The organism is Selenomonas oralis (assembly GCF_051603425.1).
In the GTDB taxonomy this organism is placed as follows: Bacteria; Bacillota; Negativicutes; order Selenomonadales; family Selenomonadaceae; genus Selenomonas; species Selenomonas sputigena_A.
This window is the reverse complement of record NZ_CP194411.1, coordinates 1,213,459-1,228,182: the sequence shown is the minus strand read 5'-3', so window position 1 is coordinate 1,228,182 and position 14,724 is coordinate 1,213,459. Positions and strand designations below refer to the sequence as shown.

General features: G+C 57.9%; 12 protein-coding genes, 1 tRNA gene and 1 riboswitch. Of the genes, 1 reads left to right on the top strand and 12 read right to left on the bottom strand.

Going from position 1 to position 14,724, the window contains the following annotated elements; genetic code table 11:
- Nucleotides 1–120 precede the first annotated feature (120 nt).
- The 4 genes from ACRTGH_RS05850 to ACRTGH_RS05835 form a co-directional block, all read right to left on the bottom strand.
- On the bottom strand, nt 121–798 hold the full coding sequence (locus ACRTGH_RS05850; protein ID WP_368847610.1) for an MgtC/SapB family protein: 678 nt from the start codon (nt 796–798) through the stop codon (nt 121–123).
- Between the two features lie 311 nt (nt 799–1,109).
- Nucleotides 1,110–2,093 (bottom strand): YeiH family protein, encoded by a 984-nt coding sequence (locus tag ACRTGH_RS05845; RefSeq protein ID WP_368847609.1) that lies wholly within the window; start codon nt 2,091–2,093, stop codon nt 1,110–1,112.
- 159 nt (nt 2,094–2,252) lie between these two features.
- Nucleotides 2,253–2,726, bottom strand: coding sequence for a CYTH domain-containing protein (locus ACRTGH_RS05840; RefSeq protein WP_368847608.1), 474 nt, complete (start codon nt 2,724–2,726; stop codon nt 2,253–2,255).
- 134 nt (nt 2,727–2,860) lie between these two features.
- The gene (locus ACRTGH_RS05835) at nt 2,861–4,417 is read right to left on the bottom strand and encodes an SLC13 family permease (protein WP_368847607.1); all 1,557 of its coding nucleotides are present in this window, start codon (nt 4,415–4,417) and stop codon (nt 2,861–2,863) included.
- Nucleotides 4,418–5,277: 860 nt separating this feature from the next.
- Here ACRTGH_RS05835 and ACRTGH_RS05830 point away from each other — a divergent pair.
- Complete coding sequence (locus ACRTGH_RS05830) at nt 5,278–6,600, top strand: LCP family protein (protein WP_368847606.1); 1,323 nt, start codon at nt 5,278–5,280, stop codon at nt 6,598–6,600.
- A gap of 187 nt (nt 6,601–6,787) precedes the next feature.
- Here the strand turns inward: ACRTGH_RS05830 and ACRTGH_RS05825 are convergent, their stop codons facing one another.
- From ACRTGH_RS05825 to ACRTGH_RS05790, 8 genes are all read right to left on the bottom strand, one after another.
- Entirely contained in the window at nt 6,788–7,576 is a 789-nt protein-coding gene (locus ACRTGH_RS05825; protein WP_368847605.1) for a C40 family peptidase, read from the bottom strand.
- Between the two features lie 144 nt (nt 7,577–7,720).
- Nucleotides 7,721–9,019 (bottom strand): PepSY-associated TM helix domain-containing protein, encoded by a 1,299-nt coding sequence (locus tag ACRTGH_RS05820; protein ID WP_368847604.1) that lies wholly within the window; start codon nt 9,017–9,019, stop codon nt 7,721–7,723.
- A 131-nt stretch (nt 9,020–9,150) separates the two neighbouring features.
- A complete protein-coding gene (locus ACRTGH_RS05815; RefSeq protein WP_368847603.1) occupies nt 9,151–9,357 on the bottom strand; it encodes a hypothetical protein in 207 nt (68 codons plus the stop codon).
- A 71-nt stretch (nt 9,358–9,428) separates the two neighbouring features.
- A riboswitch (cobalamin riboswitch) is annotated at nt 9,429–9,601 on the bottom strand.
- A 221-nt stretch (nt 9,602–9,822) separates the two neighbouring features.
- The gene (locus ACRTGH_RS05810) at nt 9,823–11,556 is read right to left on the bottom strand and encodes a methyl-accepting chemotaxis protein (RefSeq protein ID WP_368847602.1); all 1,734 of its coding nucleotides are present in this window, start codon (nt 11,554–11,556) and stop codon (nt 9,823–9,825) included.
- A 14-nt stretch (nt 11,557–11,570) separates the two neighbouring features.
- Nucleotides 11,571–12,503: a sugar ABC transporter substrate-binding protein gene (locus ACRTGH_RS05805; protein WP_368847601.1), complete on the bottom strand. Its 933-nt coding sequence runs from the start codon at nt 12,501–12,503 to the stop codon at nt 11,571–11,573.
- 469 nt (nt 12,504–12,972) lie between these two features.
- Nucleotides 12,973–13,064, bottom strand: a tRNA-Ser gene (locus ACRTGH_RS05800).
- A gap of 248 nt (nt 13,065–13,312) precedes the next feature.
- A complete protein-coding gene (locus ACRTGH_RS05795) occupies nt 13,313–13,648 on the bottom strand; it encodes a SemiSWEET family transporter (protein WP_368847600.1) in 336 nt (111 codons plus the stop codon).
- 124 nt (nt 13,649–13,772) lie between these two features.
- The gene (locus ACRTGH_RS05790) at nt 13,773–14,717 is read right to left on the bottom strand and encodes a Dyp-type peroxidase (protein ID WP_368847599.1); all 945 of its coding nucleotides are present in this window, start codon (nt 14,715–14,717) and stop codon (nt 13,773–13,775) included.
- Nucleotides 14,718–14,724: the final 7 nt, after the last annotated feature.

Here is a 14,724-nt window from a genome sequence, read left to right as displayed (position 1 = left end):
CTGTGCCAAAACAGGGCGCTTGTATATTATACCAAAATACTCGGATTGCGTCTAACGAAAGCAAACATATACATGAGGAACTCACCTCAAAACACGCGCCAGGGCGCACTTCCAAACAGCTCAGGCGATATGGACGCCCGTGACGCCCCGTATGCGCTGGACAGCATCGGCGACGATGACGCTCTTGATTCCCGGTCGGTTGTACAGCTCAAACTCGAAGATCAGGCGGTTCCTAGCGCCGTCCGCCTCGTCCTCCGCCCCCTTCGCCTTGACGGCGCGGATCGTCATCTGCAGATCCTCCAAGCACTCGTTGATATGCACGAGCTGCCCCGGCTCGTCGCTCGTGAACACCGTGAGCACGAAGTGATTCTCATGCCCTACCCACTCGTCGAGGCGCGAGAGCGCACCGAGCGTCACAAAGACAAGCCCCGTCGCGAGAAGCGCCGCCGTATAGTAGCCGCCGCCCACGGCGAGTCCGACGCCTGCGACGACCCAGAGGCAGGCCGCCGTCGTCAGTCCCGTGACCGTCAGCCCTTCCTTCATGATGGCGCCTGCGCCCAAAAAGCCGATGCCGGAAACGACCTGCGCCGCAAGGCGTGCCGGATCGGCATTCGTCCGCCCCTCGACCCCTTGGTAAATCGCCTCCGAAATCAGCATGACGAGGCAGGAACCCAGGCAGACGAGCATATTCGTCCTAAGCCCTGCCGACTTGCGCCGCGACTGCCGCTCGTAGCCGATGATGCCGCCCAGGACACAGGAAAGCGTCAGGCGCAGCAGTATTTCCCATTCGGATACCATCCCATCGCCTCCCCGTCCCCCGCTTTTTGCCTCAGCAAGAGACTTATCCACATTTTTATCCACTTTATGTCCAAAAGCTGTGGAAAAGCCGCCTCCCGGAGAAGAAAAATTCGCTGTTCCATCCCCTGTGGAAAAGACAAGCGCAGGTTTGTGGACAATGTGGATAATCTTCGTGGGCACAAAATTGCCGTACATGCCCACCGACCTTACTGAAAGTATAAGCAAGATTGCAAGCTTTGTCAAACGCCGGAGACACAAAATACGCCTTGAAAACCGCTTTGCAGCGTCGTTTTCAAGGCGTATGGCCCATTTCAGATGATGCCGATGAAACGCTGCACGATGAGCGAGACAACAGCGACTGCAATCCAGCAGAAAAGCCCGAGCGTGATCGGCCGGACGCCATTTTTGAGCAGCGCGCCGAAATCCGTATTGAGACCGATCGCGCTCATCGCCAGCACAATGGCGAACTTGCCCGCCTCACCAAGGAAATGCGAAAGCGCTTCGGGCAGGACGCCCGTCGTGTTGACGATGGAGGCGACGACGAACCAGAGGATGAACATGGGGAAGACACGCCTCAGGCTGAACCCCTTGCCTTGCTCCTTGCTGTCCCTCGCTGCAAAGAGCGCAAAGGCAAGGCAGACCGGCACGATGCAGAGAGCGCGCGTCAGCTTGACGATGGTCGCATAGCTGCCTGCCTCGTGGCTGTAAGAATAGCCGGCCGCCACGACGGACGACGTATCGTTGATGGCCGTGCCGGCCCACATGCCGAAGCCGAGATCGCTCATGCCCATAAAATGCCCGAGGAAGGGAAAGATGAACACCGCCAGGACATTGAAGAGGAAGATCGTCGAAATGGAAAAGACGATATCCTTGTCCTTCGCCCCGATGACGGGCGCGACTGCTGCGATGGCCGAACCGCCGCAGATCGCCGTGCCCGCGCCGATCAACGTCCGCGCATCGCCCTCGACGCCGAGCAGCCGGCCCGCGCCCCAGGCCACGAGGAAGGCCGTCGCAAGCGTCGAGGCCATGACCGCCAGCGACTGCGAGCCGACGGAAAGAACATGGTAGAGGTTCATCTCGAAACCGAGCAAAATGATGGCATACTGCAAGATCTTCTTGCCCGTGAAGCTGATACCGGGCTCGAAGTTCTTCGGCCTTCCCAAGCGCGCAAAAAGCATGCCGAGCAGGATTCCAAAAACCGGGCCGCCGATAATCGGAAAGAACTTGCCGAGAACATAGGCGGGAACAGCAAAGACAAGGGCATAAAAAATCCCCCGCAGATACTCTGCTTTCATAATAATGACATCTCCTTCTGATTCCATGAAACTAAATCTCAGTCTACCACGAAATTCCACGAGGTCAAGCCCGAAATCACAAGCAGCTCGAAAAAATTCCCGACCGGAACGACGTCGGCAGCCATGCCCGAAACGCGCCGGACGCGCGGCGGCACGCCCTCATCTCTCCTCTTTCCATCGGGAAAACGGCAGGCGGATGAGACTTGCGTTTTGGTAGCGGCTGTCCGCCGACACCTCTGCGCCAAGCCAGAGAGGCCGCACAAAAGCCTCGTCGGCGCGGGAAAGCTCCACCTCGGCCACGACAAGCCCCTCGTTCTCGCCCGTGAAGCAGTCAATTTCCCAAGTATGTTCCCCATGCCGCTCCCGATAGCGCCGCTTCTCGATCAAAGGACGCTCGCAAAGCGCGAGCATGGCGCGCGCATCCTCGACCGGCACCTCATACTCACATTCAAGGCGCTCAATGCCCTGCGTCGGCCCCTTCACCGTCAGCCAGCCGCGTCCTGCGGCAAGGCGCACGCGCACGACGCGTTCCTTCGTCGCCGCGAGGTAGCCCTGTGCGATCTCCGTCCCCTCGTCCTGCGGCTGCCAAATTTCCTGCCTTACAAGAAACTTCCGCTCGATCTCCTTTGCCATAGCTTCCTCCTTCTTCCGGGTCTGCCCCCTCTCCCACGTCCGGCCGCGCGGCAGCGGGACGCACGAAAGACGCGCTGCGGCGCGTCCCAAAAAGCAAGGAGCCCTCCCGCAGGAGAGCCCCTCTTTTTTCTTGCTCAGCGTGCTCCGACGACGAATTCGACGAGATACAGCACGATCGGTATCGTAACGCAGAAAATACCGATAAAGTCGATGTAGACGCCCGTCTTGATCATCTTCGTGATCGGCACATAGCCGGACGCATAGACGATGGCGTTTGGCGGCGTCGACACCGGCAACATGAAGCCGAGCGACGAGGAAAGCGCGATGCCAACTGCGACCGGAATCGGGCTGAAGCCGGCTGCCATAGCCGCCGTAACGCCCAAAGGACCGATCATGTTCGTCGCCGCCGTATGGGACGACAGCTCCGAAAGAAGCAGCGCCATGACGGAGAAGATCGCAACCATCATGAAGAGCGACGGCTCACCGCCCATCCAACCGACGATGCAGTCGCCGACCCAAGTCGAAAGACCCGTCTTGTACATCATGCCGCCCATCGCGAGACCGCCGCCGAAGAGAATCAGCGTGCCCCACTCGACGCCGGCGGCAGCGTCCTTCCAGTTCAGCGTGAACTCGCGCTCCTTCCAATTCACGGGGAGGAAGAAGAGCAGAAGCGCACCCGCCATGGCCGCAATGGCCTCCGGGAACAGCTTGCCGTACATTTTAAGGATCGGCGAATCGGGTCCTAAGATGATGTTCAAGATGCCCGGCGTGACCCAGAGCACGACGGCGACACAGAAGCCCACGAGCGTGTTCTTCTGGGCGCGCGTCCAGCCGCCGAGTGCGCGGCGCTTCTCGGCGATGAAAGCCTCGGCGCCGTCGATGCGCTTGACGTCGGCCGGGAACATGTTGACGAGGAGCAGATACGTAATAATGAAGTAAACGACCATGGCGACGGAGCCCCAGATCATCCATTCAAAGAAGGAGATGTGGATATTCGCCATCTGGTCAAGAAAGCCGAGCATGATGATGTTCGGGGGCGTGCCGATCGGGGTCAGGACGCCGCCGATGGAGCACGAATACGCCGTCATGAGCATGAGACCCGTAGCGTACTTGTACTCGTGCAGTTCAATCTTCTTGCCGTTCGCGGCAAACATTTCCTTGATTGCCTCCAAAAGACCGAGCGCAATCGGGAACATCATGGCGGCCGTCGCTGTGTTGCTGACCCAGCCGGAGCAGAGCGCACAGGCAAGGCCGACCGCGAGGAAGATTCGTCTTGGATTCGAGCCGACCCAGGACATCGATAGGAGCGCAAAGGCAAATTTTCGATCCAGTCCGTGCATCATCATGCCCTTGGCGATGATGAAGCCGCCCATGAAGAGGAAGATCATGGGATTGGCGAACGCCTCATACGCGGTCTTCGCCGTTGTAACACCAAAAATAACTGCCAGCGTCGGTCCCAAAAGCGACGTCACCGGAATCGGAATCGGCTCCGTGATCCACCACAGCGCGATCAGCGTCATGATGGCGAGCAGCTTGTGCGCTTCCCACGGGAGATTCGCGATTGGCGTCATGATGACGAGGATGGCGCAGATCGGTCCGCAAATCATGCCGAAGGTACGTCGTTTTCGGTCAAACGCCAACTCAGCCTCATGAATCTTGTCGCTTTGGCTTTTTGCTTCTTCCGTACTCATTTACTAACACCTCCATCTTTTGTACGAGAACGGCGTGAAGCTCCCGTTCCATTCCCTGCGGCTATCCCCGAATAGCACGCGGGAATTGTTACTCTATTATGATAATATATATGGCGTTATTTTACAATAGCAAAGTGGTGCATTTATTCAGGAAATAACGCAAAAGCCAAAAAATTCAAAAAACAACGCTTCCCCCGCCGTTCAGTCTGCGCCTTCGGCTTGACTTCTTGGGCTTCATTGTAAACTACACGCACAAACGTCCGCTTTGCGGACATTGTGCGCCGCCCTTACATGAAAGCAGCCAATCGGCCTGCGCCTTCGGCTTGGCCTCTTGGGCTTTCATTGTAAACTTGCCGGACATATGTTCAGCCGCCGCACAAACCAACATGGTCCCTTTTGTATCCGTTTCCGCCAATAACATCATCACAGCACCGTGCTGTACATATGTCCACCCGCCCTTACATGAAAGCAGCCAATCAGTCTGCGCCCTCCGGGCTTGACTTCTTGGGCTTTCATTGTAAACTTGCCGGACATATGTTCAGCCGCCGCACAAACCAACATGGTTCCTTTTGTATCCGTTTCCGCCAATAACATCATCACAGCACCATGCTGTACATATGTCCACCCGCCTTACATGAAAGCAGCCAATCAGTCTGCGCCCTCCGGGCTTGACTTCTTGGGCTTTCATTGTAAAATATCGCTAATACAGGGCGAACGGCAAAAATAATAATTGCGCAAAGAAACAAGACCTCTTATAATGATAAGAAATGGGTGCGGCATTTGCCGCTTTCCGCCCGACTTCCGCAAAGGCTTGTCCTTCAGACGAAGGCGGCTCTCTCAAAATGCTTTGAAAAGAAGGTATGATCTTGCAGAACACTTCGACGCCCACCCCGCCGCCGAAAAAGACCCGGCGCATCTGGCTCTACCTCGTCATCTTCCTCGTGTTCGTACTCGCCGCTTGTGCAGGCGCGCTCTTCGCTTCCACAAGCCTTTTGGACAAGAAAGAGCTGACGCCCGAGGAGGAGCATCTCCTGACAGCCAAGGACAAGGCAACCATCATGATCATGGGCGTCGACCAGCGCGCGGACGATGTCGGCCGCTCCGACACACTGATGATCGCGACCATCGACCCCAAGAAGAACCAGGCCGCCCTCCTCTCTCTGCCGCGCGACACACGCGTCAAGATCAAGGGACACGGCTATGACAAGATCAATGCGGCCTATGCCTACGGCGGCCACAAACTCACCGAGGACACCGTAGAGGATTTCATCGGCGTGCGCGTCGACCACTACGTCATCATCAACACGCATTCCTTCCAGCGCATCATCGATGCCATCGGCGGCGTCGACATCGACGTGGAAAAGCGCATGTTCTACGAAGATCCCTGGGACGACGACGGCGGCCTCGTCATCGACCTGCAGCCGGGAATGCAGCACATGGACGGCAAAACGGCCGTCACCTATGTGCGCTACCGCGACGAGGAAGGCGACATCGGGCGCATCGGCCGCCAGCAGAAATTCATGAAAGCCGTGATGGACAAGGTCGCATCGCCGTCCATCATCGCCCATCTGCCAAGCATCATCCGCGAGGTCATGGGCTCCGTCGAGACCGACCTCTCCTTCCGCCAGCTCCTCGAATTCGCGGGCACGCTGAAGGAAGCGCAGAAGAACGGTCTCAAGACGGATATGGTGCCTGGCCGCCCGCTCTACATCTCGGGCATCAGCTACTGGATTCCCGATGTCCTGAAACTGCGCCAGACCGTGGCCAGCACACTCGACATCGACCTGGATTCCACCATGCGCGCCAACATGGAACGCGCCAGCCACGAGTATGAGCGCTCCATCCCTGCGGGGGCGACGGAGGTTCCCGAAGGCGACTACTCCATCGGACGTGCGCCGAAACGCGAAAGCTCCGACTCCAATCGACCCGGCAGCACGAAAAAGTCCCAGGGGCGCGAGACGCCCGCTGCGGCGGACAGCGATTCATCATCCGGCAGGCGCTCTTCTTCCCAAAGCGGCAGCAGCGACAGCAGCTCTTCTTCCGGCGGCACAGGATCGTCGGGCAGCTCCTCGGGCGGCGGTGCAGTCTCCCCCGGCATCAATGCGGACACAGACGCCCGGGGCAGCACAGGCCCTGTAGGCCCCGCGCCCGTCCCCGACGCCAGCCCGCAAAAGACACAATAACCAAGAACTACACGCACAAACGGCCACTTTGTGGACAAAAGTGCGCCGCCCTTACAGAAGCCTAGCCAAGCGGTCTGCACCTTCAGCTTGACCTCTTGTGGCTTCATGGTAAAACAAAAAGGAAGCCCGTTTCGCAGCGCATCTGCGGAACGGGCTTCCTTCTTTATATGCTTATAAGACCGGACGTTTACTCGATGATATGCTTGCCGCCGTAATAATGCGTTTTCCAATAATCATTCGACAACTCGTCTATGCGCACGCCCTTGCTCGTCGACGCATGGATGAACTTGTCGCCGCCGAGGTAAATGCCGCAGTGCGAAGCGCCTTTCTCGTACGTCTCGAAGAACACGAGATCCCCGGGCTCCAGATCCGTTACACGCGCATTCTTGCCGAGCTTGAACTGCTCGTCCGCCGTGCGCGGAATCGTCATGCCGTTCTGCTCGAACACGTACTGCAGATAACCGGAGCAGTCGAACGCCTTCGGCGTCGTGCCGCCGAACTTGTACGGCGTACCGATATACTTCCGTGCCGTCGCGATGACCTTGTTCACGTTCGCACGCTTGAGGAACGGCTTGCTCTCCGGCGCCTTGTTCACATGCGGCTTCAGGTCAGGCTTCCTGTCCGCCGTCTGCGGCGGTTGGATCTTCACGCCGCCCGCACCGACCGGCAGCGCGATTCGTCCGGCGTCCGCCGGCTCCTTCTGCAGACGCGCCCAAGTCTCGCGATCCACAACGCCCGTCTCCTTGAGGCTCTTCGCGCGCTGGAACGCTATCACAGCATTCTTCGTGCGGCTGCCGAAAATCCCGTCCGGCTTGTCGTCAAGATACCCCGCGCGCTGCAGTTCCTGCTGCAGCTTCAGCACATCGCGCCCATGCGAATTCTCGGAGAGGATCGGCGCAGCCGAAGCCGTCCCCGCCGCCAAAAGCATGGCAAGACCCAGCGCAAGAAACACCCTGCGCAGACGATAAGAGCGCATAAGAATCCCTTCCCTTTCCGTAAATCGCAAGAGCGGAATCCCTCCGCTGCCAACTGTACTTTACAGTATACTGCAAAAAAGCCGCTTTGAAAACAAGAATTTTCCTAGGCGGCGCACAATGAAGCAGCCGTTTGTGCGTGCAACTTACGGCCGCTTGGCGAAGAGCCAGGCGACGGCGCTTACGGCGAGGACTAGGAGCCAGGCAAGCGTGCCGCCCGTATTGCCGAGGAAGGTATCCGAGAGCGGCGCCGTCATGCCGATGAGGGAGAGCGCTGCGAGGAGCGCCGGCAGCTTCCAGACGGAAGCCAGCAGCGAACGTCCCCTGTCGTCCGCAAAGACGGGCCGGCGCTCCTTCTGCCTGTGCGTGCGCTGCCACCAGCCGAGGAACCCCGTGACGATGACGACGATCGTCACGATGTCGAGCAGCGCCCAGATGATTTTCAGGAGAATCGTCGAATGGTTATGGATGTGGAGGTCGAGCAGCGAGGCGCAGACGGCCAAGTAGCGCGGCAGCGGCTCAGTGAAGTGCAGGAGCTCGCCGTCTGCCGTACGGGAAAAGAGCACCTTCTGCCCCATGAACATCGCGGGGTGCGCCGCATCCGTCAGGTAGAGGGTCGCAGGGAGTTTGCCCGTCGCGGCCTCCATGCTCAGGACATCCTGCTCGGGGAAGGCTTCTTTCGCATAGGCGAGCATATCCTCGTAGCGGACGCTCGCAGCATCCCCCTGCGGCGCGTGGGCGTCGACATCCGCGAGGTAAGCGCCGTAGCCCACGGAGAAGATGACGATGGCAACGCCGCTCAAGGTCAGAAGCCCCGCCCAGACCGCCGTGACGACGCCGAGGAAGTTGTGCCAGTCGAAGGAGCTGCCCGCCGAGACGCCGCCGCGCGTGCCGCCGAAAAGGCGGCGGCGCATGAAGGTCGGATAGAGCAGCAGGCCGCCGAGAATGGAGAGGAAGCTGAGGAAACACATAATGCCGAGGAAGATCATACCGCCCTGCCCCATGGCGAGCCGCAGGTGCAGGATGTGCAGCGTGTGCATGAGGCTCGCGACGGCAGGCGACTTCACTGCGCCGCTGCGCCACGGAACGGCCTGTTCCGTCATGGGCGAATAGGCGATCTGCGTGCCACCCATGCTCATGCGCCCCGTGCGCCCGTGACTGCCCTTGTCAGCGATGCGGTAGAGCAGAAGCCCATGCTCGGGCATGGCGGAAATGGCCTGCACCTTCTTGTCGGGGTTCTCTTCCAGGACCTTGTCGAGTCCGGCAGAAGTTCCCTGCCAGAGCACATGGTAGGAGGAGTCTCCCGCATGGGGCAGAGGCTCGACGCGGTTCCACTGCGTGATCTCCTCCTTGAAGAGAAGAGGTAGCCCCGTGAGGCAAAGCAGGAGGAAAAACACTGCACAGATCGCACTGATCCAGCGGTGCAGACGATAGAGAAGTAACATGAAAAAGACTCCTTTCTTTCAAAACAGACCCGCTGAAACGGATTCGTCCGAAATCAGCTTGAAATGCTCGGAAAAGGACGCCCCATCTTGCCCTAGCCTCCCTGCCGGCTACAGATTCGTCGCCATAAGAATTACAAAAGCCCGGCGCCTTCCATCAGGCCGCGCCTGTAAAGAGCGGCCGCAAAAAAAGCCCTGCGCATCGCCGCAAAGGCGGCGAAAAGAGCCCGTCCGACGGCGCCGCAGGGCACAGGCGCAAACCAAAAGCAGCGCCCCTCCCGCCAGGAAAGGGCGCTGCTCAAAATCACCGCTTCATCAGGACGCAAAAAGATGCGCCGCACTGTCCTTCCGCCCCAAGGCGGAAGCAGCCGGCCGATAAAGCCAGATTCCCTCCCCATCGCTCGCAGGTCAAACGGCAATCGTCAATCAGGCAGTTCTCCTGGCTCCAGTTCATCGCTCCTCCGCACCTTCCCGGGCTTCCCCAGTGGCATCTTGCGGATTCGCTCGCTGTTACAGTGGCGGGACCGCGCCGGCTCCTCCGGCTTCCCTATTAAGTCTTGCGACACCTGATCCCATTCTATACGGTTTTCATATCTCCGGGCTTCCGACTGCCAGAATATCATTCCCCATAGGCATTGTCAATAGCACGGGAAAAGTTTTCCATCCTCCGTGCGTTCGTCTCGGGCAGACGGCGGCCCACCCGGCAAAATGTCGTCTGCCGCGCAAAAAACCGGGAGCGGCGCTGCTGTGCCGCTCCCGATTCCCGTCTTATTTTCGGCGTGATCCGAGCCGGCGAAAAATCAGCCTCAGCCCGAAAATGCCGCCACGAGATTTTTCAGTCGCTCCGTGCCTTCCTTGAAGCTCTGCACCTTGTCGAGAATGTCGGCGTACTTCTCCGCCATGCCGACGATATTCTCGGCGATGCGCGTGTTGCCGTCGGCGCTTTCGTGCGTCGCCCGGCCGATTTCCTCCATCGAGTGGTTCATGTTCTCCACCGACTGCAGAAGCACCTCCGAAGTCTTGGTGCTTTCCTTCGCCGCTTTCAGGAAGTATTCCGCATCCTCCTTGTACCGGACAGCCGTATCGTCCATCTGCGCATAATCCTTGCGCACATCCCCATCGAGAAGTGCCAAGAGATCGAACGCACTCTTGGACAGCGCCTGCATGGCGCTTGTCACTTCCCCCGTGAGGCTCTTGATCTTTTCCGCCGTCCCCTGCGACTGCTCGGCAAGCTTTGCGACCTCGCCCGCAACGACGGAGAAGCCGCGGCCCTGATCGCCGGCACGCGCCGCCTCGATGCTCGCATTCAGCGCGAGGAGGTTCGTCTGCTCGGCGATATCCGTAATCGCCTGCGTGAGCTGCGAGATCTGCTCGACGACCTTCGCCGATTCGATGGCCGCTTCCACCGACCCCTTGGACGACTCGTAGACGCGCTGGGAAGCCTCCTGCGCCTGCTCCATCTTTATCTTGAGCTCCGTCGCACGCGTGCTGATTTCCTGCGTGTACGCCTCGCTCTTCTTCATCACGCCGACCGTGCCGCGGATCTCCTCGCTCAAATGGTTGCTGACCTGCTGCATGCTTGCCGTCGAAGCCGCCGTCTCCTCCATGCCCGCCGACATCTCTTCCGTCACTGCGGACATATCCTGCGTCTCGTTGTTCATGGCCTCGATCATGCCCTCAAGCTCGCCGACAACAACATTCGTCCTCTCCGCTTCCTCATGCACCTGCTTCATGAATCCCTGCATCTTCATCAGGGCTTTGACGACAACGCCGATCTCATCCTCGCGGTGCGAGAGGGAATCCGGAATGGCGCGGGAAAGATCCCCTGCCGCCACGGCGTTGAGGTGCTCGATCGAAGTGTTGAGCGGCGCGGAGATGTTGTTCGCAATGATGCGCGACATAAGGATGCCGAGAATCAGGCTCACGAAAATGATCGCCGCAAAAATCTTCAAGGTGCGCGCGTACTGGATATTATTCGTCTCAAAAAGCAGCTTGCCCTGGAACACATTGTCCGGCGTCAGAACCTGCATATTGGCGCCGATCGCCGTGATGGAGGAAAGCTTGTCGTAAGCCGCCGCCTTGTCCTCCGGGGTCACCCCCAGGGAACTTACCGCTTTCACGGCGCTGTCCGCCGTGTCGAGATCCCCTTCTAGCGCGGTGATGGCCTCCTTGGCGCGCTGGCTCTGATCGAGCTTCTTGAGCTCCTCGATGTCATGGCGGATGCCCGCAAGGTTGCCCGCGATGTCATCGAGCAGAATCTGGCGGTTCTCCTGCGTGAAATTCTGCTGCACGATATAGGAAACATTGACATTGATGCTGCGCAGACGATTGTTTGCATCGTTCAGATACTGCGTCGTCATCAGATTGTGATGGTACATATCATCGAGCGCCTGCTTCGCCGAATGGCTCGAATAGATGCCTACCGCTGCAACGAGAAGGATGATGCAGATCAGGAAGACGGAAAGTATCGCCACCTTCGTCTTGACGCTGTAATCCTTCAAAATATCGCTGCCCAAAGTGAAATTCCCCTTACTCAACATGATTCATCCACCCCCTACTTCGAAAACTGCGCAATATTGTCTTGCGTAATGGAGGTGAACGGGATATCCAGGCTTTCCGTCGGGGCTTTTCCGTCGAGGAAGGCCTTGACCAGCGAGACGGCTCCTGCCGCCTGCCCCTCGGCATCCTGCTGGATCGTCTGCGAAAGCTCTCCGGAGCGGACGGCGGCCAGTCCCGAGGGCGTCGCGTCAACGCCGGAAACGAGGCATCCCTCGAGCCGGTTCGCCGCCTTCAGCGCCTGGATCGCACCGAGCGCCATCTCATCGTTGCCCGCAATAACGCCGTTGATTTCCGGATAGAAGCTCAGCCAAAGCGTCATGGCCTTCATGCCTTCCGCCTTGCTCCAACTGCCGTCCACCATAGCCAGCAGCTGGATGTCGGGGCGCTTCGCAAGGCACGTTTCCTTGAAGCCTTCCCAGCGCTTGACGGCACCCTCCAGGGACGCCTCTCCTTCGAGGTAGACGACCTTGGCGTTGGGCGGCAGGTTTTTTGCCATGAACTCGCCCTGCATCCGGCCGGCCTCAAGATCGTTCGACATCGAGCCGACCACCTTGGGATCGTTCACACTGCGGTTCATGATGACGACCGGAATGCCTGCCTCCCTCGCCTTTTCCACCGAAGGCACAATGCTCGTCCCATCCATCGCGAGGAGCACGATGGCGCTTGCATGGGAGTCAATCGCCTCATTCATCTGGTCGATCTGCAAGTTGGCGTCGCCCTTGGCATCGCGGAACTCCACGTCGAGCCCCGCGTCCTTCGCCTTCGCCGCGAATGCCTCGCGCAGCTGCATGGCAAAGGCGTCCGCGTCGTTGTGGTTCGCATAGATCACCTTGCCTGAGCCTCCGACGCCCGCCAAGCCACAGCCTGTCAGACAAAGACACACCGGAAGGCTCAAGAGGAAAAGCAGCAGCTTCCTCGATAAGCTCATTACGGACACTTCCTTTCTTCTCGGGCAAATGAATGTGCTGCACTTGCCCAAAACGTAACTAGTACTTCTGCTCTATGGTTATTCTATGTCCCCCCTCCATAATCCTCTTTTTCTTTGGTTTTTTCTTATATTTACAATATGAGAAAATAGCTCTCATCTATGGAAGCGGCGCGAAAATAACTGCGCTCGTCATTTTTCCGATGATAGTCCCATGAAACACTTGCGCGGTTTTTCCCACAAATATGGCTTTTCCAGGGGTTTATGCGCTTCAAAAAATTATACGTTTCAGCCAGTATGAGTATTTTTATATATTTTAGGCAGCGCTGATCATAGGAAGCGTTGATCAAATGAAGTCCGCCCGATCGGTGCAGATTTTTCGACTTGCCAAGGAGGAAAACCACCTGCACGGCGCATCATCCCGCATAACAAAAAGCGCCGCCCCCTCAGGGACGACGCGCAGGCAGCAAACTGGCGGAGAGTGAGAGATTCGAACTCTCGATACAGGTTTCCCCGTATACACGCTTTCCAGGCGTGCTCCTTCAACCACTCGGACAACTCTCCAATGCTTGAATCCTTTGCGAAAAATCGCAGGCAATATGAAATTACAGCGTCACGCTCAAAGCGAGCTCCGCAACAAAAGATAGTATACCATCTCCTGCCTCCCCTGTCAATCGCAAACTTGCGGGCGCAAAAAGCGCCCGGGCAGCGGACAATGCCATCGACATACATAGAAAGCAGCCCGTCCATACGGGCGGGCTGCTTCTTCACGGAAATTCACATCATCTATATCGGCTGCTGCGTTTGCACATTTAGAGACGGGCGGTAATCGCAGCCGTCAGACCGAATACGATGCCCGGGAGATTTGCGAGAACGAGCGGCCAATCGCGCTGCTTTTTGAAAAACCCGTATCCAACCCACATCGTGCAGTTGATGAATGCGACGGACGGCTGAATCCAGTCGCCCTGATGTCCGGACAGATTCCCAATGATCTGCGGAATATAGGAGACATACATACAAATGGACAGGCCGGAGGCAATCACCCCGACGATGCGTATCTTGTTTTGTGCAGCCTTTTTGCCCATCTGCACAACTTCCTCTTCCAAATGCTCCGCTTCAGCTTCTGCTTTTTCCAACAATTTAGCCATACGTTACTCACTTTCCTCAAAAAATCAATGGTACATCAAGAGCTGATACGATCAGCATAAAATCTCTTGGCTTATAGCCATATTTCCCAGTGTATATGGAAATACGGCTATATCCAACGATCCCCTAAAACAATTCCCCCTCGGCGATGCGTCCCAGGAGTTCCTTCGACGGGATGAAGAAGAGCTGTCCCTTCTCGGCGGTCGAATACTCGAGCAGACGATCATCCTGCGTGAACATATTGGTGACCATCTGACGTGTCACATCCCAATGGCGTGCATAGCCAATGAAGTAGGTGCCGCGCACCCCCTCGCCGGGATTCGCGAAGACGACGTTCATGCGCACGATCTTGTGCTCCTCGCCGTCGCGGTTGTCCTGCGAGATGATGTTGTGCGCCCGCGGATCCTTCTCTTCGTCGGAGAGCTCGAGATCGCTGTATTTCCTTCGGCCGACATACTTCTCCTGCACCTCGGTCGGGAGTGCCCTCCAGGCGTCGAGGTCGTGAACGTATTTCTGTGCAAAAGCATAGGAACCGTTGATGAACTCCGGATCCTCGGCACCGATGATCGCCCACTCCTTTGCCTCCTCACCGACGGGATTCTCCGTTCCGTCGATGAAGTCAATGATTGCACGGCCCTCAAGATAGTGAAAGCCGTGTGTCTCATCTACCACGTCCACGATGGGACGAAGGAATCCCATGAGCTGATCGACGACGAGATAGCTCGTTGCCGCCTGGCCCGCACGCACATGGAAAAAGAGATCGGCAGGCGTCGCAGGCGCGGTGTGGTGTGCGCCGTTCACTCCCTTGAAATCCTCGAGTTCCCTCGGCTTCTTTGCCGTTGGAAAGAGATAGTCCCACGCACGGTTGCTGAAGCCAAACGAGATCCTCACGGTCTCCGGTGCGACGCGGATGTTCATCGAGCGCTGAATCGCCTCCATCCGATCTGCCATGTCGGCGATGATCTCCCGCTCCTTCTCAATATCCTCGCGCTTCAATGAGAGCATGACGAAAATGACGCTCTCCCCCGCATCCTTGAACACATCCTGGGCCAAGTTTGCATTAACCTCCATAAAATTC

Bases quoted from the DNA above. Each gene is read 5' to 3' on its own strand.
- ACRTGH_RS05850 (WP_368847610.1), bottom strand. From the start codon at position 798: ATGGTATCCGAATGGGAAATACTGCTGCGCCTGACGCTTTCCTGTGTC.
- ACRTGH_RS05845 (WP_368847609.1), bottom strand. From the start codon at position 2,093: ATGAAAGCAGAGTATCTGCGGGGGATTTTTTATGCCCTTGTCTTTGCT.
- ACRTGH_RS05840 (WP_368847608.1), bottom strand. From the start codon at position 2,726: ATGGCAAAGGAGATCGAGCGGAAGTTTCTTGTAAGGCAGGAAATTTGG.
- ACRTGH_RS05835 (WP_368847607.1), bottom strand. From the start codon at position 4,417: ATGAGTACGGAAGAAGCAAAAAGCCAAAGCGACAAGATTCATGAGGCT.
- ACRTGH_RS05830 (WP_368847606.1), top strand. From the start codon at position 5,278: ATGATCTTGCAGAACACTTCGACGCCCACCCCGCCGCCGAAAAAGACC.
- ACRTGH_RS05825 (WP_368847605.1), bottom strand. From the start codon at position 7,576: ATGCGCTCTTATCGTCTGCGCAGGGTGTTTCTTGCGCTGGGTCTTGCC.
- ACRTGH_RS05820 (WP_368847604.1), bottom strand. From the start codon at position 9,019: ATGTTACTTCTCTATCGTCTGCACCGCTGGATCAGTGCGATCTGTGCA.
- ACRTGH_RS05810 (WP_368847602.1), bottom strand. From the start codon at position 11,556: ATGTTGAGTAAGGGGAATTTCACTTTGGGCAGCGATATTTTGAAGGAT.
- ACRTGH_RS05805 (WP_368847601.1), bottom strand. From the start codon at position 12,503: ATGAGCTTATCGAGGAAGCTGCTGCTTTTCCTCTTGAGCCTTCCGGTG.
- ACRTGH_RS05795 (WP_368847600.1), bottom strand. From the start codon at position 13,648: ATGGCTAAATTGTTGGAAAAAGCAGAAGCTGAAGCGGAGCATTTGGAA.
- ACRTGH_RS05790 (WP_368847599.1), bottom strand. From the start codon at position 14,717: ATGGAGGTTAATGCAAACTTGGCCCAGGATGTGTTCAAGGATGCGGGG.